The organism is Deminuibacter soli, from assembly GCF_003412455.1.
GTDB classification, from domain to species: domain Bacteria; phylum Bacteroidota; class Bacteroidia; order Chitinophagales; family Chitinophagaceae; genus Deminuibacter; species Deminuibacter soli.
The window spans coordinates 207,597-231,940 of record NZ_QTJU01000007.1 but is presented as its reverse complement, the minus strand read 5'-3'; the positions used below and the strand labels follow the sequence as shown (position 1 = coordinate 231,940).

At 49.1% G+C, this 24,344-nt stretch carries 16 protein-coding genes; 5 read left to right on the top strand and 11 right to left on the bottom strand.

Annotated elements, in window-relative coordinates; all coding sequences use genetic code 11:
* Positions 1–141: 141 nt before the first annotated feature.
* Genes DXN05_RS18070 through DXN05_RS18060 form a run of 3 tightly spaced genes read left to right on the top strand, consistent with a single transcriptional unit; the run spans position 142 to position 2,935 of the window.
* Positions 142–1,497, top strand: a complete 1,356-nt coding sequence (locus tag DXN05_RS18070; protein ID WP_116848681.1) for a DUF1214 domain-containing protein — start codon at positions 142–144, stop codon at positions 1,495–1,497.
* Positions 1,498–1,526: 29 nt separating this feature from the next.
* Positions 1,527–2,255, top strand: a complete 729-nt coding sequence (locus DXN05_RS18065) for a DUF1254 domain-containing protein (RefSeq protein WP_116848680.1) — start codon at positions 1,527–1,529, stop codon at positions 2,253–2,255.
* A complete protein-coding gene (locus DXN05_RS18060; RefSeq protein WP_116848679.1) occupies positions 2,252–2,935 on the top strand; it encodes a DUF1214 domain-containing protein in 684 nt (227 codons plus the stop codon). The genes DXN05_RS18065 and DXN05_RS18060 overlap by 4 nt, the downstream gene beginning before the upstream one ends.
* Before the next feature lie 143 nt (positions 2,936–3,078).
* Here DXN05_RS18060 and DXN05_RS18055 read toward each other — a convergent pair whose 3' ends face one another.
* Both DXN05_RS18055 and DXN05_RS18050 read right to left on the bottom strand, forming a co-directional pair.
* A complete protein-coding gene (locus DXN05_RS18055) occupies positions 3,079–4,731 on the bottom strand; it encodes a RagB/SusD family nutrient uptake outer membrane protein (RefSeq protein ID WP_116848678.1) in 1,653 nt (550 codons plus the stop codon).
* A gap of 25 nt (positions 4,732–4,756) precedes the next feature.
* Positions 4,757–7,840: a SusC/RagA family TonB-linked outer membrane protein gene (locus DXN05_RS18050; protein ID WP_211330094.1), complete on the bottom strand. Its 3,084-nt coding sequence runs from the start codon at positions 7,838–7,840 to the stop codon at positions 4,757–4,759.
* 212 nt (positions 7,841–8,052) lie between these two features.
* Here DXN05_RS18050 and DXN05_RS18045 point away from each other — a divergent pair, with 212 nt between their 5' ends.
* A complete protein-coding gene (locus DXN05_RS18045) occupies positions 8,053–8,925 on the top strand; it encodes an AraC family transcriptional regulator (RefSeq protein ID WP_116848677.1) in 873 nt (290 codons plus the stop codon).
* Here the strand turns inward: DXN05_RS18045 and DXN05_RS18040 are convergent.
* From DXN05_RS18040 to DXN05_RS18005, 8 genes are all read right to left on the bottom strand, one after another.
* Positions 8,915–9,844 (bottom strand): SMP-30/gluconolactonase/LRE family protein, encoded by a 930-nt coding sequence (locus tag DXN05_RS18040; RefSeq protein ID WP_116848676.1) that lies wholly within the window; start codon positions 9,842–9,844, stop codon positions 8,915–8,917. The genes DXN05_RS18045 and DXN05_RS18040 overlap by 11 nt on opposite strands.
* Before the next feature lie 83 nt (positions 9,845–9,927).
* Positions 9,928–12,192, bottom strand: coding sequence for a glycosyl hydrolase family 95 catalytic domain-containing protein (locus DXN05_RS18035; protein ID WP_116848675.1), 2,265 nt, complete (start codon positions 12,190–12,192; stop codon positions 9,928–9,930).
* A 70-nt stretch (positions 12,193–12,262) separates the two neighbouring features.
* Positions 12,263–13,609, bottom strand: a complete 1,347-nt coding sequence (locus DXN05_RS18030) for a glucosidase family protein (protein WP_116848674.1) — start codon at positions 13,607–13,609, stop codon at positions 12,263–12,265.
* 42 nt (positions 13,610–13,651) lie between these two features.
* Positions 13,652–14,428 (bottom strand): SDR family oxidoreductase, encoded by a 777-nt coding sequence (locus DXN05_RS18025; RefSeq protein WP_116848673.1) that lies wholly within the window; start codon positions 14,426–14,428, stop codon positions 13,652–13,654.
* A 70-nt stretch (positions 14,429–14,498) separates the two neighbouring features.
* Positions 14,499–15,665 carry a mandelate racemase/muconate lactonizing enzyme family protein gene (locus DXN05_RS18020; RefSeq protein WP_116848672.1) on the bottom strand — a complete coding sequence of 389 codons (1,167 nt, stop codon included), beginning with the start codon at positions 15,663–15,665 and terminating at the stop codon, positions 14,499–14,501.
* A 27-nt stretch (positions 15,666–15,692) separates the two neighbouring features.
* Positions 15,693–18,593, bottom strand: coding sequence for a glycoside hydrolase family 2 protein (locus DXN05_RS18015; protein WP_116848671.1), 2,901 nt, complete (start codon positions 18,591–18,593; stop codon positions 15,693–15,695).
* A 35-nt stretch (positions 18,594–18,628) separates the two neighbouring features.
* Positions 18,629–21,547 (bottom strand): glycoside hydrolase family 2 TIM barrel-domain containing protein, encoded by a 2,919-nt coding sequence (locus DXN05_RS18010; RefSeq protein ID WP_116848670.1) that lies wholly within the window; start codon positions 21,545–21,547, stop codon positions 18,629–18,631.
* Positions 21,534–22,238: an RraA family protein gene (locus DXN05_RS18005; RefSeq protein ID WP_116848669.1), complete on the bottom strand. Its 705-nt coding sequence runs from the start codon at positions 22,236–22,238 to the stop codon at positions 21,534–21,536. The genes DXN05_RS18010 and DXN05_RS18005 overlap by 14 nt, the downstream gene beginning before the upstream one ends.
* A gap of 181 nt (positions 22,239–22,419) precedes the next feature.
* On the opposite strand from DXN05_RS18005, the gene DXN05_RS18000 reads away from it, so the two are divergent.
* On the top strand, positions 22,420–23,274 hold the full coding sequence (locus tag DXN05_RS18000; protein ID WP_116848668.1) for an AraC family transcriptional regulator: 855 nt from the start codon (positions 22,420–22,422) through the stop codon (positions 23,272–23,274).
* Between the two features lie 24 nt (positions 23,275–23,298).
* On the opposite strand, the gene DXN05_RS17995 is transcribed toward DXN05_RS18000, so the two are convergent.
* Entirely contained in the window at positions 23,299–24,294 is a 996-nt protein-coding gene (locus DXN05_RS17995; RefSeq protein ID WP_116848667.1) for a mechanosensitive ion channel family protein, read from the bottom strand.
* Positions 24,295–24,344: the final 50 nt, after the last annotated feature.

The following is a 24,344-nucleotide window of genomic DNA, read 5'->3' as shown; positions in this document are numbered from 1 at the left end:
GAAAAGATTACCTTATACTCGCTACACCAGCAAAAACATACTAACTTTAATATGCTTGCTACAACACAGTACTTCTAAAATGCATTGCATCCGGTCGAATTCAACCCAAAGAATAGTTACTCAATAAACAAAAATATAAACATGACACTGCCCATCTTTTGCATAGGGATAACCTGCGTAGTGTTGTCAGTCACAGGTTACAGCCTGCACTCCAATCTCAATGCTACAGCTGTTCCAATTGATTCCACCGAAGTAACCGCACATGAAATTGTAGAATCCTATGTTTACCTGTTAGGACGCGCGTTGGCGGTGCGGCAGGAACAAATTGACCTTCGCGCACCACAATTCGAGTATAATGTAATTAAATACAATGAAGCCGGGAAAGCAGATTTTGTTAACCCTAATCTTGATGTCGCCTATATGGAGGCCTGGTTTGCAATTGATGAAAACTCCGCAATAATTATTGAGATTCCCCCTATTAAAAATCGATATTACACGGTGCAGTTGATGGATGGTTGGGGCGAGGTGCTGTATAATTTAAACGAAAGGAATTTCCCAGCTCATCCGTATGGTAAATACGCATTAACCCTCGAAAATACCACAGCAGCAATACCATCTGATGCAATAAAAATCCCGCTGCCAGAAAGGAAGATAAAAATGTTGGCGAGGGTGGAATTGCAGAAAACCACCCAGGAAGCTGTTAAGCTGCAAAAACAATTCAAGGCGGTTGTTATTGGAAATCCTGTTATTGAACCGGTAGTCGAATTCTCCTTTTTCACCAACAAGCAATTGCCAGATCTTGCGGTGTTTGAATTTGCTAAAGAATTGATGAAAACCCCTGATTCTAAAATGCAGAAAAAAGATTCCATCCGGGCAATGTGCAATAAAGTGGCGGCCTATGCATTGGCAACTGAAACAAATAAAGAAGAAGTGAGAAAAATAATCAGAGAAAGCGCAATCCCTCAATTGCTGAATTATGCCATTAATAAAGCCGGTACAGTTAAAAATAATTGGCTGGGCGTGCTGATTGGCGGTGAATACCATGGCAACTATTGGACAAGAACTTCGGCCAATTATGTTGGGATTTGGGCAAACAGCACCGCTGAAGTCATTTATTTTATTGCCTCAAAAGATGCTACCGGAGATACTTTAAAAGGAGGCCAGGAATATGTGATTAATTTTGAAAAAGACAAATTGCCCGGTTTAAATGTAAACGGTTTTTGGAGTGTCATACTTGTTGATTTTCCTAATTACCGTGTCGTTGATAACACGTTAAAACGTTATAACCTGAATAATTTTTCGCCCTTCAAATATGAACGCGATAGTACTTTAAAAATCTACATTGCCCCCGTCTATCATTCAGGCTGGCCTAAAGAGAACTGGTTACCTTCTCCCCAAAACGGAAAGTTTAATCTTACGTTGCGCATGTATGTGCCCAAGGCCAATGTACGGACCGGAGATTGGTTTCCTGCGCCGGTTGAAAAAATAAAAAAATAAACTTAATTGCTCAATATAGATTTCCCGCTATGAAAAGAACGATTTTTTACCTGGCTATGATTGTAGCTGTAACATGTAGTTGTGGTAGCAACCGTGCTCCGGGTGATGCAAATAATATGGCTGACACAAGCCTAACAGCTGCCAAAGTACAGCAAATGGCCAGGGAAGCATATGTGCATTGCTTTCCCATCTTTGAAAATTACAAAGGGATTTATTTTTACGGGGTGTTGCAAACTTCACCGAAATATGCACCTATGAATACGATTACCAAAGAAACGAAATTATACTCTCCTGATGATAAGCTTGTGGTCAGTCCTAACAATGACACCTATTATTCCACTGGCATTTTGGATGTCCGCGCAGCACCTGTGATTATAAAAGTACCGGAAAGCAAAAACAGGTATTATGTAATACAGTTAGTGGATATGGTAACAAATAACTTTGCTTACATCGGTGTAAACACAACAGGAACTGCACCCGGCATTTATGCGGTTACCGGCCCTGACTTTACCGGCAGGCTTCCGGACAGTGTAAAGGAAATAAAATCACCTTCCGGTTTTTTGGTGTTTGCAGGACGCACAGCAGTCAATGCAGAAAATCAGGCCGATATTGCAAAGGCCAAACAATTACAGGAACTATACCAGGTTGGTCCTGTCAGCAAATTTTTTCCAGGATTCCCTTCCCAAAAAGCTGACACTCCAAATTTTCCCCCTATAAAAAAACAGACGATTCCGATGAACAGTTTTTTAACAGAGTGAACTTTCTGCTTAAATATACCAGGCTCAGCAAAAGTGATCAATCAATTATAGACAGGTTTAAACCAATAGGTATTGAGGCGGGAAGACCTTACGATTTTGTGCAAACTCATCCTGAATTTAAAGCTGCGTTACTCGCAGGAATTAAAGACGGGGCAGCCGTGGTAGATTCTTTAGGCAATCACATAGGCAAAAAAGTGAACGGCTGGAACCTGGCTCCCTTGGCAAAGGAGTATTTCGGTACCGATTATAACCTTCGTACAGGTTATGCAAAAAAAGCCATTTATGCCAATACTCCTTCTGAAGCATATTATCCTTCTGCGGCAGAAGATAAAGACGGTTTACCGCTTGACGGTAACAATAATTATACAATTACCTTCCCGGCCGGCGGACTACCACCTGCTAAATATTTTTGGTCTATCACGATGTACGATAATTCGCATCAGTTATTGGTGCCTAACGAGATCAAACGCTATTCCATCGGCGACAGAACCAAGGGTATACAGCGAAATACAAATGGTTCTCTGACCTTTTATATCAGCAGTAAAAAACCTTCAGCGGGCGCTGCCAACTGGTTGCCTGCACCTCCGGCAGGCTTTAATTTAATGATGCGAATTTACGGGCCGAAAGAACAGGTATTGAATGGAGATTGGGTGCCACCAGCGATTGTGAAGGTGAGATGATTGGTTGTATAAAGGTCTAATACACCTGCGCACACATTGCAAAAAAAATAAAGGCTGCTGGAAAGCAGCCTTTTCACTCGTGTTTAACTGTTTATGATTGTCGAATATTGGATTTTTGAATATACTGCGCAATGCCTTTGCTCTTAGTATCCTTTTGCAGCCTGCGCTGTCTTTAATAAACCATTGCGATCAACTGCCGTTTGCGGGTATGGGAGTAACTTGAATTTATCCTGCCATTTGCGCTCCTGCACCAGGTTATTGTTAATATCATATTCGTTTTTCATGTTGGTAGTCAGGTTCCATCTGCGCATGTCATCGTACCGGAAGCCCTCCTGGGCCAGTTCAATCCTGCGTTCATTCTGTATTACCTTGCGCAATTCGTCTTTTGATAAACCAGGTGTTACTGGTGGCATACCGGCCCTGTCACGGATGTCGTTCAATGCACTGTATACTTCTGGTCCAGGTCCTTCTGCCTCATTCTGCGCCTCAGCAAACGTGAGTAACACTTCTGCATAACGGATGATCTGGTAATTCTGTGGCGCTGTCCAGTCCACTACGTAATTTGGATCCACCAGTTTACGGAACGTATAGCCCGTCTTTGTTTCACCCTGGTCCCAGTAACCTGTTACTCCCATCCGTCCCCATGGATTGCTGGGGAATAAAACAGACGCATATAAACGTGTATCCCGATCCTTGAATTCATCATAATAAGCCGGGCTGGGATTACCTTTATTGAAACTGGCGGCCCTAGTTGCAGCAGTCGGCGGCGCAAAGGCAGTACCATCGGCTTTCCAATAAGCATCTACCAGTTCCTGTGTAGGTTCTATAGAACTCCAGCCGCCCAGGTAAGCAGGTGGCAGCAGCAGTTGCAGGCCATTGGAATAGGTGGCATCGTTTAAAATAAATCCTGCGTCCAGTATAACTTCCGGGTTGTATTCATTTGCCGCCCAGAACTGCTGCTCGTAGCTACGTAAACCTTTATAGAACTTTTGTTTGGCTGCATCATCTGCGAAACTGCGCAAACTACTGTAATCATCTTTCAGATCATCGGCTGCCAGGCTCGTTAACCTGAATAACCTGAAATGATTGCCATCGATGATTTGTTTGGCAATGGCAGCGGCCTTACTCCACTGACCGCGGTACAGCCAGGCGCGTGATTCCAGGGCCAGGGCCGCCCATTTGGTAATGCGTCCTTTTTCATTGCCGGCGCCGGAGCCGTTGTATTCATCCGGTAATACTGCACTGGCCTGATCCAATTCTTGCGTGATAAAGTCGTATAACTCATCCTGTGAAGCAGGAGCAATATTGAGCGATGCCGGATCTTTGGCAGCATCCTTAATCAATGGCAGCGGGCCAAAGTATTGCGTCATCAAAAAATACCGATATGCCCGCAATGCCCTCGCCTCGCCAATGTATCGCTGTTTTAATGTTTCATCCATCTTCACCTTGTCAATGTTAGCGAGAAAATAATTACACCGGGTGATAATCGTATAGTCGTACCCCTGGTTAATGGTCGCGGCATTGATATTGCCCGCAGAAATTTCAGTGGCATTGCTTTCCCATGGATATTGGCAATAACAATTATCCGCAAATCCGTCATTGTACCAGGCATCATACGCAGTGCCATTTACAAAATTGTAGCAGGCAGTAAGGGCTAGCCGCGCTTCTTTTTCTGTGGTCCAGAATGTTCCTTCGGAAATTTCTTCCTGCGGCAGTTTATCGAGTTCCTTTTTGGAACAGGATGATAGCAACACAGCCCCACACAGTATAGCGAGCATCAGTGGATTGCATTTCATGTAAAGTCGTTTTTAAATCAGTATTTTAGAATGTTACATTCAACCCAATGGAAACAGATTTCAATTGGGGATAGCTGGCGCGTACGGAAGCCATTTCCGGATCAAAGTCTTTTAAGCGTTTGTCGGCTTTTATGGTAAAGGGGTTATTGGACGATGCATAAAAGCGAACCCTTTGCAAATGCCATTGTTTTACCAACTTGGCCGGAAGCGAATAACCTAACGCAAGTGTTTTGATACGGAAGTAGTCGCCGTTAAACAGCCAGAAGCTGCTGTTTACCTGGTTTTGCGTATTGTCGGCAGAAACCAGTATGCGTGGATAGGCTGCATTGGGATCGGGGTTTTCTTTTGTCCATCGTTGCAAATTGTAGCGCTTCACCCCGCCACCATTGAAAAATGCCCAGGAAGCTTCCATTGGCAGATATACCTGCACATCGCTTACGCCCTGGCCCATCACATTTAAATCAAACCCTTTGTAACTTGCGGACAGGTTTAAGCCATAAGTGAAATATGGCACGTCATTACCCACTATCTTCCGGTCATTGCCGTCAATGATCCCATCACCATTTAAATCTGCATATTTAATGTCACCTGCCTTCGTAGCCGTACCCTGGGTCGCATGCTTGGCAACATCGGCATCCGTGGCAAATAAGCCCTGTGCCTGGTACATATAAAAGGCGCCAATGGCCTCCCCTTGCTTGTAGATATAATAGTCTCCGGTTACCTGGTTATCCTGTCCGTGCATATCCAGTATTTTATTCCATACCCGCGACACATTACCGCCAACGGTATAACTTACCGGCCCAATATGACCAGACTTGCTCACCGTAACTTCGATGCCCTTATTGCTTACTTTGGCAGCATTCTGTGGCTGTGTATTATTGGGAACGCCCCACTCAATGGGCACCGGCATATTCAGCAATATATTTTTGGTGATCTTTTTGAAGGCGTCTACCTGTATGTTCAGCGAGTGGTTAAACAACGTTCCATCCAGCCCCAGGTTGGTCATGTCCACTACTTCCCAGGTCAGTGTCGGGTTGGCCAGCCGGGTTTGGTATACACCGCTTGCATAGGCGTTGTTCAGGATTCCAATGGTGCCTGTGGTCATGCCATCATAGTAGTCGTAATAGCCTACATTATTCACATTGCCCAGTTTTCCCCAGGAGCCACGCAGCTTCAGTTCATCCATCCATGTTATGCCCTTGAAGAAACGTTCTTGGGAAATGCGCCAGGCTGCCGATACAGATGGAAAGGTTCCCCAGCGGTGACTGGGATCGAACTGGGAAGATGCGTCCCTGCGCACATTGGCTTCCACCAGGTACCGTTCGTTGAAATTATAATTGAAACGGCCGAAGTAGGAGTTAAATGCCCGCTCCTGTATGGAACCGCTGTTGCCGATGTCGGCAGACGTAACACCCGGAGAACCGGCATTCAGTGCATTGAGGTCGTTGTTGATAAAATCCTTGCGGAATGCAGTTAAGTTGCGGTACTTGTAATCCTCATAAGAACTGCCGGCCATTAACTTAGCATAATGTTTACCCCATTGATGCTCGTAGCTTGCATAGCCTTGCAGTAAGAGATTGCCTGCATTTTCCCAATTCTCATCCAGCCGGTTAGGATATTTATGGGTAGATTCAATGGTTTCCTTGGTTACCCAGTTCACCAGCGGCTGTATTTCATTTGTGAAGGTAGATGTGGTCGCGTTATAGACGTTGTAAGATATCGTACCGTCGAAACTTAATCCCTTGATGGGCTTGAGCGTGGCGTTCAGTGAAGTAATAAACCGGTTGGTTGCGTAGGATGATCTGCCGCCCTCTTGTAACGTGCGTAAAGGATTGATAGCACCGTATGTTGCATCTACCTTTCCGCCGTTCATGGTTCCCCAGCTGCCATCGCTTTGCTTATTAACTACAGTAGGAATCATTCTTGCGAGCGTAGTGGCGCCAAAGTCTGCACCGTTGAAATCAAACCCGTCTCTTATATATGAAATGTTGGTCCCCACCTTAAAGATCTCACTTACCTGTGTTTCGGTATTGGAACGCAGCGAATAACGCGTGAGATCTTTGCCAGGAATCAGTGATTCCTGGTGCATAACATTGGCATTCATATAATACCTTGTTTTACCGCCGCCCATAACACTGATCTCGTTGCTCCAGATAGGCGCATGTTTGCGGTATGCCAGGCTATACCAATCGGTGTTGGGGTAATTGTCAGGATCAGAACCATCCCGGAACTTTTGTATTTCTGCGGGCGTGAACACCGGGTCTTTGCCGGCATTGGTGGCTGCTTCGTTTCGCAGGGTCGCATAATCTGCCGAGCCCAGCACATCTGGCAGTACTGTAGGAGATTGGGAGCCGTAGTAGGCATTGTAGTCCACCTGCATCTTACCTTCCCTGCCTTTTTTGGTTGTCACCAGTATAACCCCGAATGCGGCTCTCGATCCATAAATTGCAGCAGCAGCAGCGTCTTTTAAAATGGACATGCTTTCTACGTCGGATGGATTGATGCGGGAGAAGTCATCTGCACCGATGGGAATACCATCCAGTACATATAGCGGCGCAGAGCTGCCTAAATTTCCCCTGCCGCGGATGTTGATGTTATCCTGGTCATTGCCCACATCGCCTGGCCTGGAGATGACTGTAACCCCGGGAGCTTGTCCCTGCAAGGTTTTAGTAAGACTGTTGACCGGCCTGTTCACAAGGTTGCCCACTTTAACGGTTGTTACAGCGCCTGACAAGTCTACTTTCTTTTGTGTGCCGTAACCTACCACAACTACATCCTGCAGTTTGCTCTCTGCTGCTTCCATGATGATCGTCATTGGTTCGCCCAACTTGGCCACAGTCTTCAACGGAGCAAACCCAACAGCCGAAATTTCCAGGGGATCGCCTGTTTTACCGGCAATGGAAAACTTGCCGTCTGTACCTGCTGCTGTGGATGTGCCACCTCGTTTATTAACAATGGTGGCTCCCGGAACCGGAGCCCCGGATGTAACGGCCACTCGTCCTGTGATGAGGGCTGAGGTTTGAGCCATCATTGCAGGCGCACTCAGCAGCACAATAAACATCAGTATTAACTGTGGCCGTAATAATTTTTTTGTAAGAAACGCTTCCATAAGTGCGGACAGTTTTGTTAGTAATTGGTTGATCAAACAAAACTATCTTTCACTATTGCCAAACCCTACAATCAAATTATCTAATCCTGCAACTTTTTTAGCAGATAGACTTCAAAAATCCGTGTACCAGGTATATTTACATCTAATATAATACTAACAGGCCTCCGGACATGGCAGCCATTGCGTTAAATCATGTCTTTAAATCACCGCTTATGAAAGCACAGCTCATTGATGTTCCGTTTGAAAATAAACACACGATACAGCTGAAAAAAGTAGACAAATTTTACCTGGATAATCCCTTTCATTTTCATCACCTGTGTGAACTGGTATGGATAGAACAGAGTTATGGCAAACGTATTGTTGGTGACCATATCGATAACTTCCTGGAGGGAGATCTTGTGCTGATGAGCCCCAACCTTCCGCACATTTGGCAAAACGACCCCATATTCCTGCACAGGAAAAAAGGATTTCGTTCAAAGGCGACTGTCATTTATTTTCCGGCTGATTTTATTTTGAATCTTTCAGATGAACCGATGATTGTTCATCCCATACAAGACCTGGTGGGCAACGCATCACGGGGGTTGAAGTTTTATGGCGCCACCCGCGAAAAGGTAACGTCCTTACTGATCGATATTGGTAAAGTACAGGGATTAACCAAGATCATTATATTTCTTAAGGTCATTGAATTGCTGGCGCAATCAAAGGAGTTTGAGTTCCTGGCAAGTGAGCGCTTTAAGAATGTTTATGATGCCAAGGATACCAGTCGCATCGCTGCAGTATATAAATATATGATGCAGAATTTTCACAACCCGATATCCCTGGAGAGAGTAGCTGCACTGTGCAACATGTCTCCTACGGCCTTCTGCCGCTTCTTCAAAAGCCGTACGCAAAAATCATTTGTCCAGGTGCTAAACGAATTAAGAATCGGGCATGCATGTAAACTGCTTCAAAACAATGATTATTCCATAGCAGATGCGTGTTACGAAAGCGGTTATAACAACCTGACCAACTTTAATAAATTCTTTAAACAACTAAAAGGCAAAACACCTTCAGAATTTCGCAAAAACATTTCCACTACGCTGTAGCATGGTCGTTCATTTCGTCATGGCTGTTTGATGTTTTTTTCACTTGTCCATAAACATGGCCCGGAAGGCCTTTTACCGGTAAGTCAACATAAAAAATGGAACCACTTTGCGGATACATTTCCAACTCGATATCGAACAGCCCCTGCCGCGCGGTCGTAATAAAAAGGCGTTGCATGGTGGCGCCGCCAAATACACAGCTGGTTACATTAGGCGCCTCTACTTTCACCTTGCCGATTATTGCACCGGTGGCAGGATTATACCGGTTAACACAGCCGCCGCCCCATATTGCCACCCATAGCATACCTTCTTCATCAATACACATTCCATCTGGCAAAACACCCTGCTCGGTCATTTTGACTACCATCCTTTTATTCGAAAGCATGCCCGTTTCCAGGTTAAAATCATAAGCACGCACTGCATATTCGTAAGAATCTATGTAATACAGGGTTTTGTTATCCGCAGACCAGCACAACCCGTTGGAGATGCTGATGTGCTCCAGCATTTTTGAAACCTGTCCATCCTGTATGCGGTACAATGCACCAGCGTGGGCAGCTGCATTTACATCCATTGTACCTATCCATAGCCGGCCGTGGGCATCGCATTTGCCATCATTACAACGGTTTGCAGGTATGCCAGGCTCTATCTCGCAGATCAACCGGCACGTGCCGGATATAGGATCCATGCGTACAATTTCTCCCTGTACTGCCAGCAGTAGCTGATCATCTGCAGTGGGAATTACGGCGCTTACCATTTTTCCCACGTTCCATGTTCTTATGTTGCCCGACAGCGGATCATAACATTCTACGACCCCTGCCACGATATCTACATATAAAAGCTTTTGCCTGGCGGCATCCCAATAACCGCCTTCCCCTAATTGCAGACGCCTGGGAAGCAATTGCGCGGCATTCCAGTGAATCATTAAAATGAATTGAAAATGAAAAATCAAATATTCATGCCAATGGTGTAAAACAGCATATACTATGTTGCCTGCAATGACAACGATCAGTTCTCTGCGCTTTCGAATACGACGGTTTCTCCCTTGTGCAGGTACACGGAGCCAATGCCCGGCCCTTCTTTTTTTACCCGCTCACCCGCTAATTGCCGGATGCGCCAATGCTCAAATGGCAGCCGTATGCGAAGTGTCCCGTTCTGTTCCGCCGCTACTGTAACCGACCGGGTAACGCCATCCGTTTTGCTGGCGCTCACCAAAAATGCGCCTTCTCCACGCAGCCGGGTAAAGGAGACATTTTTCCAACCGGATGGAACAGCAGGGAACACCTGCAGGTAGCCCCTGCGGCTTTGCAGCAGCAGCTCCTGCACACCCTGTGCGAATGCAAAATTACCCTCCAGCGTAAAGGGCCGGTAGGTGTAGCCGGAATATACACCGCCCTGCTGATCACCATTGAGGTGAAAGCTATTGGGAGAACAGAAATGCGTGGCAAATATTTGCAGTTGCTTTACAGCACTATCGGCCTGGTATGCCCGCGCATATAAACAAGCCATCCAGCTGAATGAATAGCCGCACCATTCCCGGGTACCCAGGCTTGCCAGGTGTTGCAGGGTGCTATCGATAATCCATTTGTCCGCTGCCTTGTTTTCATCCAGTAGCCCCAGTGGATAAATGGCCATATAGGGAGACATATGCCGGTGCGAAGCTACCTGTTCTAATCCCGGTGCAATAGATAGTCCTTTCGCTGTTGTTGCAAGCTGGGGCACCTGTTGCAAGATCTCACGCCAGTGTTTCGCTTCAGCAGGCTTGCCCATACTTTCACTTACGTCGGCTGCTGCTGTAAACAGGAACCTGGTGAGTGACAGGTCAAAATTGGTCCAGTCTGTGAACCAGGCATCCCGGGCGTTGTCGCGGTACTCAGGGCTTGAGCTCAGGGGCAGCTTTCTTTGGCCGTGCTGCAGGCGGGTAACAGCTTCCAGGTACTGCGCTACACCTTTGATATAAGGATAGGCCCTGGATTTTAAAAATGCGCTATCCATGGAGTAGCGCCATTGCCAGTAAAAATGTTGTGCACACCAGGCGCCCAATGTGGGTGACAGCGAATATTGTATCCAGCCGCCCATCGGGTCACCGCTTAAGGTTACAACACCCGGCACGTTAAGGCCATTTACTTCAAAATATTGCCGCGTAAACTTTTCGTTGTTCGGCTTTATCTTCCACAACCAGTCCGTATAGGTAGCGGCCTGCGTTAAATGGTTGGCGGTATAAGCGGGCCAGTAACTCAGTTGCGTATTCAGGTCGTTGTGGAAGTCGCCTTTCCAGGGCGGCAGGCTGCCGTTATCAGCCGTCCAGATCGCCTGTAAGGTAATGGCCGGCGCACCCGTGCGGGCCACGCAACCCAGCTTATACTGTTCCAAATAATATTGCCTTTCCAGCACAGAATCGGGAAGCGCGATGGCTGATTGCGCCCAAAACTGCTTCCACCAGGCGATATGGGTTGTCCAATCATCGCCCTTATCCGCTGCGGATATATCCTGCATAACTGTGGTGTTATTGGAAATGGTCCAGCAGCCTGCGAGGGTATCTTCGCCTATGCGTTTCCACTTAACCAACACTTCATAGAAACGCCCGTCATTGGTGGGTTGATGATACAGGCTGGTACTATCTGTCGTGGTGACCTGGCCTTGCTGGTAGCCCAGGCTGGACAATCCCTCCCCGGCATGTGTATTATCTGACACCGGCTGCTTGCCATCCGTCGCATAACGGTGCATCACCAGCCGCGGTATCACATTTCCTTGGTGGTTCCCGGGCAGGTGTGCGATCAGGAAACGCCCGTAAGGCCTGGTTGCATGAACATATGTGGTAAACACTACACCGCTTGTAAAATGGATGGTGTTAAGCGCCGTGTTTATATCCAGGGTACTGGAAACCACGTTCCCCCAGGCTTTGGTGTCCAGTTCAAGTGCGGCGGCAGGCAATTTGGTGGGATAAGGAATCTCATCGTAAGGCGCGTCGCCTACCTGTTGGATGTCGGCGTATTGGTTTTGCTTTACTTTATCTTCAACCTTACGAAAATTTAATTTGTTGAGGTCAAATGCTTTTCGCTCATCCCAAAGATCAGCCCTGTCCAGCGACAGTCGCATATTGCCTCCCTTTTCCCAAACCAGCACGCCCAGTAACCCATTGCCCAAAGGCATTGCTTCATCCCACCGTTTGGCCAGTTGCGTAAAGGAAAGGTTATGGCGCCCGGGTACCTGGGCGAGTAATGCTGTACACTGCAGCAGCGCGAGGATATTAACGAATAGATGTTTTCTCATAACTATTTATTTTCAGCAGCCAGGCACTCCATACACCTGTGTGATAAATGATGGCCTGCCTGGCGGCACTTTAAGATTGTTGCCTTGCCCAGGCCCTTAGCAACGCAATGGCCTTGGCCAAAGTACCTGCGGAGCCTTTGAACGCTGCCGAGCCGCGCCTCTGGCCACCTGGCGTATACCACTCGTAGAAGGTATCATCGGCAAGCACTCGGGTGAGCATCGGCTGTAGTTCCTGCCAAGCCTCCCCTACGTAACCATAGCGTACCAACTGTTGAATCATCCGGGCGCCAAACCAGGTCCAGTCGCCGCCATTCTGGTACTCATAAGCTTTGTTGACAGTGGAGGAAGGATAAGTGTTTTCAGGATATGGTGGATACAGGGTGAGCCCGATAGATTGGGCATTTGCCTGCTTAACATCGTCCAGCATCCGGGTGTTTGCTGACTTGATTTCTGCCATTGATAGCAGCCCTGCTTCTATAGCAATAGCCGTAGCGCCATGGTAAAAGATCTTGTTCTCATCAAAGCCTTTGGGCATCGGGGAAGCGGCCAGGTACCGGTGTGGAATCAGCTTGTGATGAGTATCATCCCACAAGTATTTGCGGATATTGGCCGCTGTTGCAACCTCAAGTTTTTCCCAACGCTGCTGCACCGCACCCGCCGGATAAAACGTTTGAAGATCTTTTAATGCAATAACAAACATCGCGTTGTCATAGGGATCTACACACCAATGGGTATTGGAATCTATATCAACCACGGCGCCGCCTTCAATTTGTACATCGCCCCAATCCTGCGTGGTGGCGCCTTTCAGCAGGCCGTAGCGAGGTGCATAACGTTCTTTCAGCAGGTATTCAACTGCCAGTTCCAGCCGTTGCAATACGGTTTTGCCATCCACCGGTTCCGACAAAATGCTATGGTCACCGGTCGTACGTATGTATTTGGCAATCGCCTGGATGAGCGAAGTTTCCTGGTCTGTTTCCACGGTATTTTTGAAACCCACATGCGTGGTATCGATGGCCGAAGTGTAGATGTTGGGATCATTCCAGGTTACATGCCCTTTGCGTACATAACCATCTACAATCTCCCCGTTGGGCTGCTGCAGGCGCAGGAAGGTAACCAGGCTTTCCCGGATGATGGCTTTGTCGTATACCTGGCAGGAAGTTTCAATAAATGTGTTCAGGTCACGTATCCATACCTGCGGATAACCGTCACCGGCGGCAAAGCCTTTTGCCAGCAGTTGTACGGCCTTTGCATACACGGTGTCAAGCCGCTTGTCTGACAAGATGGTTTGCGCCAGTGCGCGCTGTTGTGCGGACTGTGCCTGCAGCTTTCCGCTGTATAATACGAGACTGCACAACAAGAAAAAAAATAGCTGCACCGACTTTACAGGCGGCCTTAGCCGGGTTCTATTTTGGTTCATATGGTTACTCAATTAATCGTCCCATTAAACAGGAGGATGAGGCTAACCCCGGGTTTGCATCAGCGCGCTCCTGCCCCCGTCCACCAGGTAAGTAACACCGGCGGCAAAACCAGCATACGGGCTGCTGAGAAATACGCACCAGCCGCCGATTTCTTCGGTCGTCCCGATCTTTCCAACCGGGTGTAAACCGATGGTACGCTGCCGCTCCTGCGCAGGATCTGCAAAGCCATCAAACCATTGCTGATTACCCGGTGTATCAATAAAGCCCGGCGCAATACCTACGGTGCGTACCTGCGGCGCCCATTCCACGGCCAGGCTTCTGACCAGCCCTGTTAATGCAGTCTTGGCTACATCGTAAGGGAAACAGCCCGGTATGGACTGGAAAGCATGGTTGGAAGTAACCAGTATAATCACGCCCTGCTGTTGCTCGAGCCATGGCTTACACAACCTGGCCAGTTGCCAGTGTGCTTTGAGGTTCAGATCTATGTTGCGTTGCCAGTCTTCTTCTGAACTTTCGGCGGCCCCTGTAAAAACGTTGGCGCCTGCATTGGATACCAAAATATCTATACGGCCAAACTGTTCGGCGACTGTATCAATCCATCGCTGCAGGTCTGCTGTACTGGTTACATCACAACAGGTGTAACAGCCCGTGGTGCCGGTTATCTGCAATACGGCTGCAAATGCGCCGGGCGCCGGGTGAAGGTCTGCACCGCACACTGTAGCGCCGGCAAGGGCCATCTGGCGGGCAATGCCCAGGCCAATGCCGGCGCCGGCGCCGCTGATCAATACAACTTTTCCGCTTAGGTCTATCGTGAACATATGCGTGTGTTCCTGGTCTTTTTTATGATAAAGTTATCCCGCAATATCTTCTTTTTTATTGCCGGTACGCCTACACATAGAATCCCGGCCGGAAAGCTACCACCCCCGGGTGCTTTTCCATTTCAGCTTCTACCAGGTCTACACCCAGCCCTGGCCGGTCTGACAAATGCAGGTGACCATCGTTGATCATTTCCGCAATAGGATGGGTAATTACTTCATCCCGCCAGGGAACATCTGTAAACATAAATTCCTGCCGGAAGAAGTTGGGCACCGTGGCACAAACATGCGCGGAGGCCAAGGTAGATAAGGGACCATTGGGGTTATGCGGCGCCAGCAGTACGTTGTAGGCTTCCATCATGGTTGCCATGCGTTTCATTTCCGAAGGGCCGCCGCATCGCGTGATATCCGGCATCATAATATCGCAGACATGTTTTTCCAGCAGCGGGCGTATGCCATGCCTGGTATAGTGGCGCTCACCCACGCAAATGGAAACATTGGAGGGTAAACGCTCGCGCATAGCACGCAGCGTATCGGCACTCTCCGGGCCAGCCGGTTCTTCATACCAGGTGATATTGAGTTCGGCCAGTCGCTGGGCCATTTTTACGGCTACCCCATAGTTCAGCATCGCATGGGTTTCGATCATGATATCAAAATCAGGTCCAACTGCCTCCCGCACCGCTTTGCTCACTGCAAAAGCAACGTCCTGCTGCGCCGGGGTTAAGCCCAGGTTATGCGAAAGATCTTCTCCGTATAAATAATTGGTATGTGCAAACGGGTCGAACTTTAACCCGGTAAAACCGGCTGCCTTTACCTTCTTTGCCTGCGCAGCATAATCGGTTTCGTTATGGCCGCCGCCTGTAAACCAATAATTGGCGTAAAGCTGGATTTGCGTACGGAAAGCGCCACCCAACAACTCATAACACGGTACGCCCAGCACCTTGGCTTTCAGATCCAGCAAAGCCATGTCAATGCCGCTGATAGCGCACATGCTGGCGCCGTAAGGCCCCACCCAGTTTAAGTCCCGGTATAACTTGGTCCAGATAAAGTCCGTTTTCATCGGATCTAACCCAATAATACGTTGTCCTACATGCCGCGCAGCTTCCAATACAATGGGGCTGCCTGGCCAGTTCGTGGCTTCACCTATGCCTGTATGCCCTGTATCAGTAAAGATCTTGAGCATGGTCCAGTTATACTTTACGCCCTCTACCAACCACACTTTTACTTCCGTTATCTTCATAATATGTTGTTTTGCCGTTTGGTATTATTATAACGATAATTCAATGGTGTCTTCAATAATATCACCCTGTTTTAAGGGGCGATCAAATTTTTCAGCATGGCCCCTGAAAAAACGTTCATCTCCCAGGTTGCTATAGCCCGCAATTAATAGCTGCGTTATTGGCTGTTGCTTCCACGCCCGCACACTTTGCGCGCCATTGCTGTGTATTTGTACAGTGGCTTTACCGTTGGAAAGCGCAGCACTGGTAATATACATTTTTGTAGAACGGAAATCATTGGTGCCCGCTTCATTCCGGTCTATGTTCCAGGGCCAGGATGGCTGTACTGCCGGGCCGGCCGGGCCGCTGATTACCGCATTTGAAATGGCGCGGGCACTGCCTTCCAGTCGGCCGATGTGATCGGGCGGGTAATAATTCCATAGTCCTTTCCGCTGCCAGTCCAGTTGATCAAAACCGCCCTGCAGCGATAGTACCAGGCCCCATTGACGGGGATTGATGTCCTGCTTTACGGTATAGCGGTAATGAATAAGCACATGCCCGTCGGCCTTAAAGGTATACTGCGTAAAGCCCCCCGCTGTTTTATAATCATCCTGCACGTCTATTGTCAATTGGCTGGCTGTTGCCTGATAGGACAAGTGACTAACCACATGGTCAGTACATACATCGCTGAATAACGGAAAGTCCTGCGTTGTCCCTGTCATTTGTGTGCCCCGCCCTTCCGGATTGAGCGGTAGTAATAGCAGGTTCGCGAAGCTGATCACCGCATTTGCTGATCCTGCGGGTATAAGTTGTATGGCGCCAGTTTGTTTATCCACCTGCAGTTTGGCTTTGGGCCAACTGGCCGAGAGCTGCCCGTCACTTTCCTGGTAAGTGATCTTTGACGCAGCAGGAGCAGGTTTACCGGCAGTGGTTACCGCAGGCACTACTGCAAATGCATACTGGTCTATTAACACCTGCCGGCCATCCCACACATCCAAATACAATGTATCGGTTGCGCGCAGCGGTTGGTTTACCGCCAGGGTTACCGTGTCGGTCTGGCGCTGCGCAATGGATGGATGCAAGCGTTCTCCTGCATGGCCTATATGCCAGGACAGGGTACACTCGCTTAAGTTGGAAAACAACATCCGGTTTTCTACCACGAGCCTGATCATACCGTCACGGTAGTTACCGGCCAGCCGTATCTGCACCGGCGAATATGTTTTTTTCACATGCCAGAATTCCGGCTTCCTGCGACGCCAGTCGTCAATAGGCCCCCAACTACCATAACCCACCATCGCACCATCCGGTAAAATAAACGTATCATCGATACCTGCCCAGATACAACCACCCAGGATGGCAGGCGCGGCATACATTTTTTCCCACATGTTTTTAAAACCAATGCCCCAGGCATCCCTGACACCGGGATCGGTTGCCAGCTCCAGGCGGTTATAGGCATTGAGGTGTGCATATTCGTTAAACACCACCGGGCGGCTGTTATCATGATACTTGCCAGGACCACCCGGTCCCGGGTAGTGGAAATTGGCAAACTCCAGTTCTTTGTTGTCGGCCTCTTCACCGTATTGGTTATACACCCGTGGCCTGGTTGAATCCAGTACCCGTACCAGTGCCGCCGAACGTTTAAAATAGGCATCATAAGCGTCCTGCGATTCATTGGCAATAGACCAATCCAGCACCGCCGGGTCAGATTTGAAAAAGTTCACCATGTCCAGTGTTGGGGCAATGATGGCTGCCTGGTACTGCGCTGCCGGCACTGTTGTGCCATCTGCCCAGCAGAAGGGTGCTTCCACCTCCAAAAACATGCCCAGGCTGTCGCAGGCATGTACAAATTCTTCCGGTGGAGGATAGTGAGATGTGCGGATGTAGTTGACGTTTTCTTCCATAAACAACTTTACATCCCGCACCCAATCATCGCCCGTTAACACACGCCCATGCACGGGGTCTATTTCATGGCGGCAGGCTCCCCGCAATTTAATGGGTTGGTTATTGACAAAGACCCTGTTGCCGCGTATTTCAATCTGGCGAAAGCCAATCATACGTTGCACGGTCTCGCTGCCCTGGGAAGAACTTACTGACAGCCGGTAGGTGTAAAGACGCGGGTGCTCGGGATCCCATTTAACAGGCGCTGCAACCGGGAATGCAAAAGTCTCGCGATGCGGCGCTGCATGGCCGGCAATCTTCGTTAGTGCCACCTTTTTGGAAAATACAGGCGCACCGGTGCCGGGCGCCAGTAACTCGAAGAGCAAGGATGCATCTGTTATGTCTTTGGAAGATTCATTGGCTATTTCCACCTCTGTATGCAGTACGGCATCTTTATAACTCGTATCAAACGTGATGGCCGCGTGGAACATGGAAACATTGAGCGCAGGCATTGCTACCAGGTAGATTTTACGTGTAATGCCACCCAGCGGATGCACCGCATATTGCGAGCCGCTGGCCAGGGAATCTGCAATGCTTTCATTTTTCACCCGGATTACCAGTTGTACGCTACGACCGGGCGTTGCAGCGCCTGTCACATCGATTTCAAAGGGTGTAAACCCACCCAGGTGTTCTCCTATTTTTTTGCCATTCATGAACAGCTCACACACACTGTAAATCGCGTCGCATCTCAATTTTATACGCTGCCCCGCCCAGTTGGCCGGCACAGTAAAGTCGCGCCAGTAGGCCGCCCACGCACCCGGCTGCACCTTAAAACCCTGCATGACCCATTCTCCGGGAACCTGTATCGGTTTGCCTTCGTTCTTTACACGTTCATCGTGGCCTGCATTATCTGCAGGCGCGGCATTGAACTGCCAGGTGCCACCAAGGTTCAGCCGTCCGCCGGTGGTTGCCCGCTCAACAGGTATGGGGCTAAGCCTGTTTATAATTACGGTGGTATCGGCTGCCCTGGCCATACTGGTCAGCAGCAATAAAACCAGAAAGATTTTTTTCATGATCACTCGTTAAAAAGCATATTTGGTGGCGTGCATTAATCCAGCGCCAGTACCAATATGCCTGATAAAGTTTTGTCTTTGATGTTTATTTTCCCGTCGCTGAAAGGCCGGCCATAAAAAGGCTCAGATCCATTGTTGCTGTAATCTGCCGCCAGCCATTGCACCTGGCCGCTTTGCAGCCAGCTGCGTGCCGACTGCGTGCCATCCGACAGGATCGTTACCCGGTCACCTTGTTCATTCAGCAAACTGGCTGAATAGATGTTTGCTTTGGTAGACCTGAAATCGTTGGTGCCTAACGCGTTCGCATCCTCCTTCCAGGCACCCGCGGGCACTACGCCCCAGGGTTCCACATCGTTTTGCCGTACCGGGCCTGCCACGGCACTGCCGGCCGTTCTGGCAATATCATCAGCAGGGTATACAGAAAACGCACCATGGCGTTGCCACTCCAGCCGCTGAAATGTTACCGGTAATTGCAGTAGCATCCCGTATTGCCGGGGCAGCGTATCGGTGCCCTTGTAATGCAATGTATACGCAACCGTGAGCTTGCCTAACGCATCGAACCGGTAGGTTTGTTCGCACCTGGAGCCGTCGCTGTAATGCACCTCCATTGATACGGCAATGATCGAATCGGTCTGGTGAACCGCGAAGGATTTGGCGAAGATGGGATATAGTGTATACGCCTGCAAGGGGTAAATTTCGTTTTGATAGGTTTCTCCTGCAACATTTACCTTGCCACCGTCTTCAGCATTTTCCGGGACAACGGCAAATACAGGCCCTCTTTCCAGCAACAGGCGTCCTGCTTTGCTGGCTTCCACAATAGTACCCGTTAGCTTACTGATCTTGATAGCCGCGGCTCCCTGGTGAACAGTGACGGTAGCGTCGTTTTCACTTATAGCAAGATGTCGTTTATCACGGGGAGCGATTTGCTTTGGCTGCAGTACCACCAACGCTGAATCTACACAAAAGCCGCGCGGATCGGTGAAGTCCAGTCCAACCTCGGTCGTCGCAGCCGTTACCGGGATGGCTATCCAGCCACTGTCATGCGGTGCAATATTGGCCTGCAGGCGTGTTGTTGTGGCCATTTGCCTGCAGGTAATCGCTACGGATTCCAGGTTAGTGAAGTCATACCGGTTTTCTACCAGCAGCCGTAGTGTATGCGTCCCGTCAGCGGGGTAGACCACCCGTTTGATAACCACCGGCGCATAGGCCTTTTTCATGCCATAGAACTCCGGCTTGGGTCTGCGCCAGGCATCAATTACCCCCCAGGGGCCATAGCCCACTACCTGGCCACCCGGTAAATGAAATATATCATCTATCCCGCTCCAAATGGCGCCTCCCAGGCACGCGGGGTGTTGGTACATGCTGTCGTACAAAGTAACCAGCGCGGGGCCGTAAGCAGATCTTATACCGGGGTCGGTCACCAGTTCGCGGCGGTTATAGCAGGATATATGCGCATATTCACCGAACAATACCGGCCGTTTCATGGTATCGCAGGCTTTGCCGCCATTGATGCCCGGGTAATGGTAAACCGCTATGTCGGCCTGGCTTTTAGCGTTGTTAAACCCACCCCAGCACTGGTCATGAAAAGTGGTGGGCCTGGTAGGATCCAGTGCCTTAACAACCTGGTTTACGCGGTTCCACAACGGGCTCCAGCGCGATTCATTGCCCAGTGACCAGATGATGATAGCCGGATGATTGCGTTGGGCGGTTATTTTTTCTACATTGGCGCTGATCATATAGGGCAGGAAGCGCTTGTCCTGGTAATCCCAGTCCTGCCAGATGGGTGATGCACCATGCTGTATCCAGCATAGTGCCGATTCGCTTTCCACGAACATGCCCAGCGAATCGCAGGCATTTAAAAAGGCCTCTGATGGCGGGTAATGGGAAGTGCGGATATAATTGCAGTTGCCTGCACGCAGCAAGGCTACATCTGCAATATCCAATTCTGCTGTAATGCTGCGGCCCGTTAACGGGTAAATAGAGTGCCGGTTAACCCCATGCAGGCGTACAGGCTTACCGTTTACCAGCAGCCGGTTACCGTTCACTGTAACCTGGCGGAATCCCACTTTTTGTTGTAGCGCCTCTATTACTTTACCGTTCTTTACCAGGCGTGTAGCCAGTGAGTACAAATACGGGTGTTCTGCAGACCATTGTTCGGGTTTTTGTACCCGCAGATTGGTTTTAATTGTTTCGCCGGTTACCGGGGTGCGCTGCTGCAGCACCAGGTGTCCTTGCGCGTTGCGCAGTTCATATTCCAACACTCTACCGCTTTCTGCCGGCCCTGCCAGCGTGGTGGCAAGCTGCAATACGGCGTTGTGGTAAGCATTGTCAAAAGTGGTGACAGGGGTTAATGTTGTTATATGCGTTGCCGGAACAACGAACATTTCCACGTTTCTTAAAATGCCACCCACTGTATGCACAGCGTATTGGGAGGTGCAAGCCAGGCGGTCACTGATGGTCTGGGCCTGCACGCCTACATCCAGCGTGTTGATGCCCGGTTTAAGCGCATCGGTAATATCGGCTTCAAAGGGCACAAAGCCCCCTTCGTGTATGGCCACCTGCTTGCCATTTACCCATACGATGCCATGGGTGCTGATGGCCTCGAAACGCAGCTTCACCCGGCCTTGCCGCCAATCATCCGCGATGGTGAACGTGCGGCTATAAAAGGCGGTATCTCCCTCTGCCACATGAAAGCCCTGCATTTCCCATTCACCAGGCACCTGTACCGGGCGGCCGGATGCATTTGCACCCACCCGCAATTGCCAGGCGCCATTGAGCAGGGTAACAGGTTGACTTACCCCTGCCACCTGCGCCGGGCGGGCGGTCAGTGCCGCGACCGGGAAGTCTGCCGCCTGGTTTTGCTGCGCAGTGGCCGCTGCTCCCAGCAGCAAGCCGGTAATAGTGCCGGCGGCCATGCGCCACCACCGGCCTTGTTGTGATTTATAAAATGCCATACGTTTCAAATGCTTGTTTTGCGCTCATGCCTTCCTGTATCTTTTGCTGTACCATCTTTTCTCCCCGTGCTTTTTCGATAGCGCGGCTAAATACTTCCGCCTCTGCGTGACGGGGTACAATGCAGACCCCATCTATATCCCCTATCACGATATCACCCGGTTCTACCCGGATGCCGTTGAACATGACCGGTACACGGAAGTCCAGCACTTTGCCGCGGGGCGCCTGGTCCTGGGCATAACTGCCCATGGAAAATACCGGGAAATTTAACGCCAGGATGCCCAATGTATCCCTGCAATACCCGTCTACCACTGCACCGGTTGCACCCAATTTGATTGCCCGCGTGGTCATTAATTCTCCCCAAAGCGCATACTGCGGAGCGGCCCCGGCGCACACGTAAATTTCATTGGGCTTCAGATCATCCAGTGCCTCCAGCATTAGCCCGAAAGGCTTATCCAGTACCGTGTTGCGATGACCATTTTCGCCCGTAACGTCTGCCTGGAGCACTGTCATTGCCCTGCCTACCATTGTAGAACGCGGCTGTAATGGCCGTAATTGCGGGGAAAGAAACTGGCGTTGCAGTCCAATCTTATCCATGATATCCCCCACCACCGCGGTGTAGAGTTCCTGCCGGATGATGGTAAACAACGATTCGTCGCTATCCCAAAGCGGCTTTACTTGTGCATATTGCATGGTTGTTAGTTTTGCTCAAGAAGTGATGCATATCCCCGCATGCGTATGCCGGGGCTTTGGCGCAAAAATATTCTGCATGCATTGCGCCCCCTCCAACCATCTTAGCCGGCTTTTAAACTATTTTACCATTTAGCTTATTTTAAGCACTCCTGTTTGCAAATATTGATGAAATTAGCGTTGTATGAGGGCGCAGTTGATTGATATTGCTTTTTCCGATAAACGGACCATCCGGGTAAAACAGGTGGACCAGCCTCATTTGGACAACCCTTTGCATTTTCATGATCATTGCGAATTGGTGTGGATACAGCAAAGCACAGGCAAGCGCATCATCGGCGACCATGTGGACCAGTTTTCAGCTGGTGATCTGCTGCTAATGGGGCCCGGGCTTCCGCATGTCTGGCACAATGATACGCCGGAAGATGGATCTGCCCGTTCCCGGGCGATCGTTGTCTATTTTCATCCCGAGTTTTTACTGAGCTTGTCTGATGAACCAACCTACAAGCAGTCAGTCGGAAGTTTGCTGGAGCATGCAAGCCGCGGTTTGCAGATCCATGGACAAACCCGTAAGGCCGTGACCCTGCTGCTGGAAAAAATAACGGCAACAGAAGGCCTCGCTAAAATACTGTGCCTGCTGCAGATTATAGAACTGCTTACTTCTGCGGATGATTACCGGCTGCTGGCCAGCTTTGGCTATAAAAGCAATTATGATCAAAAGGATAATGCCCGTATCCAGCAGGTATATGCTTACCTCATCAATCATTTTAATACTGACATCAGCCTCGAAACCATTGCCGGTGTGGCCAACTTGTCGCCCAACGCTTTTTGCCGGTATTTTAAAAGCAAAACACAAAAATCTTTCGTGCAGCTGCTGCATGAAATCCGCATTGGGCATGCCTGCAAACTGCTGCAAAACGAACAGTATTCTATTGCGGAGATCTGTTACCAGTGCGGCTATAACAACCTTACCAATTTCAATAAGTTCTTTAAGCAACTCAAAAATTGCACACCCACCGAATTCAGAAGGCAATTGCAGTGATGAGAAATCTTCCAAAGCATTCGTTCATCGCGAATTACTTTTAGGAAACAACACCTGGTCAGGCACAGCCCGGAAATCTGCCAGCACTTTTTTGATCAGTGCAGTTTGTACAGCAGCTGCCAGCTTGGGTTCTACCAGGTAAGTGATAAGCACTTCCACCCAGGTGTTGTCATGAATGCGGAAATTGATGATAGGATAATCAGCCGCATCGGGCTCATCTACCGGGGTAGCGGCAAGGGCAGCGCGAAGCTTTTTTAGTTCAGCGATCATTTCATCCCCATGTAAGAATTGATAGGCCTTGCGTATAATATCTTCCACTTTATCCAGATCGCTCTCGTAAGCAATGTGGAAAGGAATTTCGTTCCAGATGTAAGGAAACTTATGCCACGAGTAGTTGTATACCGCCTGTTGCCATACCAGGCTATTGGGAAAGCGGATTAACCGGCCGGTGGCAATATCGGTAGACATATAATCCCCGCCAAACTCCCACAGCGTTGTATCCAGGTATCCAATTTCAACAACGTCACCGCGCAAATCCCCGGTTTGTATCCGGTCGCCCACTTTGTAGGGTGAGCGGAACAGGATATAAAACCAACCGATGAACGAAGCTATGGGGCTTTGTAGTGCGAAACCAAGTACCAGTGAAATAAGTCCCAGTGATACAGCAGCGGCATACCAGTTCTGATTTAGAAAAGAGATACAAATAATAACGATTAAGATGATCCCTGCCAGGTGCAAGGCCCGAACAAGATTGTAATAGCGGGAAACTTCGTGTACCTTATTTTTAACCACCTGCTCTGCCAGCGCTACCAACAGCATTGCCAGCGAGGCCAGTGTTGCTACAGATGCCAGTTTTTTAAGCAACAGCGCATGATTTTCCGAAAGCCTGAAAATGTTGAATTGCGCAATGGCAAATAATATAACACCCCCGGCCAACAGGAATAGATAAATGCCCGCATTGCTTTTTTTGTTTAATGCGCGCACTTTACCAGCTGCTTGTTGTTGCGATTGTATATTCATTCAACAAAAGATATAACATAAAAAACGGCTTGTTGTCTTGGGGATTATAT

Bases quoted from the DNA above. Each gene is read 5' to 3' on its own strand.
- DXN05_RS18070 (WP_116848681.1), top strand. From the start codon at position 142: ATGACACTGCCCATCTTTTGCATAGGGATAACCTGCGTAGTGTTGTCA.
- DXN05_RS18065 (WP_116848680.1), top strand. From the start codon at position 1,527: ATGAAAAGAACGATTTTTTACCTGGCTATGATTGTAGCTGTAACATGT.
- DXN05_RS18055 (WP_116848678.1), bottom strand. From the start codon at position 4,731: ATGAAATGCAATCCACTGATGCTCGCTATACTGTGTGGGGCTGTGTTG.
- DXN05_RS18050 (WP_211330094.1), bottom strand. From the start codon at position 7,840: ATGGAAGCGTTTCTTACAAAAAAATTATTACGGCCACAGTTAATACTG.
- DXN05_RS18045 (WP_116848677.1), top strand. From the start codon at position 8,053: ATGAAAGCACAGCTCATTGATGTTCCGTTTGAAAATAAACACACGATA.
- DXN05_RS18040 (WP_116848676.1), bottom strand. From the start codon at position 9,844: ATGATTCACTGGAATGCCGCGCAATTGCTTCCCAGGCGTCTGCAATTA.
- DXN05_RS18035 (WP_116848675.1), bottom strand. From the start codon at position 12,192: ATGAGAAAACATCTATTCGTTAATATCCTCGCGCTGCTGCAGTGTACA.
- DXN05_RS18030 (WP_116848674.1), bottom strand. From the start codon at position 13,609: ATGAACCAAAATAGAACCCGGCTAAGGCCGCCTGTAAAGTCGGTGCAG.
- DXN05_RS18025 (WP_116848673.1), bottom strand. From the start codon at position 14,428: ATGTTCACGATAGACCTAAGCGGAAAAGTTGTATTGATCAGCGGCGCC.
- DXN05_RS18020 (WP_116848672.1), bottom strand. From the start codon at position 15,665: ATGAAGATAACGGAAGTAAAAGTGTGGTTGGTAGAGGGCGTAAAGTAT.
- DXN05_RS18015 (WP_116848671.1), bottom strand. From the start codon at position 18,593: ATGAAAAAAATCTTTCTGGTTTTATTGCTGCTGACCAGTATGGCCAGG.
- DXN05_RS18010 (WP_116848670.1), bottom strand. From the start codon at position 21,547: ATGGCATTTTATAAATCACAACAAGGCCGGTGGTGGCGCATGGCCGCC.
- DXN05_RS18005 (WP_116848669.1), bottom strand. From the start codon at position 22,238: ATGCAATATGCACAAGTAAAGCCGCTTTGGGATAGCGACGAATCGTTG.
- DXN05_RS18000 (WP_116848668.1), top strand. From the start codon at position 22,420: ATGAGGGCGCAGTTGATTGATATTGCTTTTTCCGATAAACGGACCATC.
- DXN05_RS17995 (WP_116848667.1), bottom strand. From the start codon at position 24,294: ATGAATATACAATCGCAACAACAAGCAGCTGGTAAAGTGCGCGCATTA.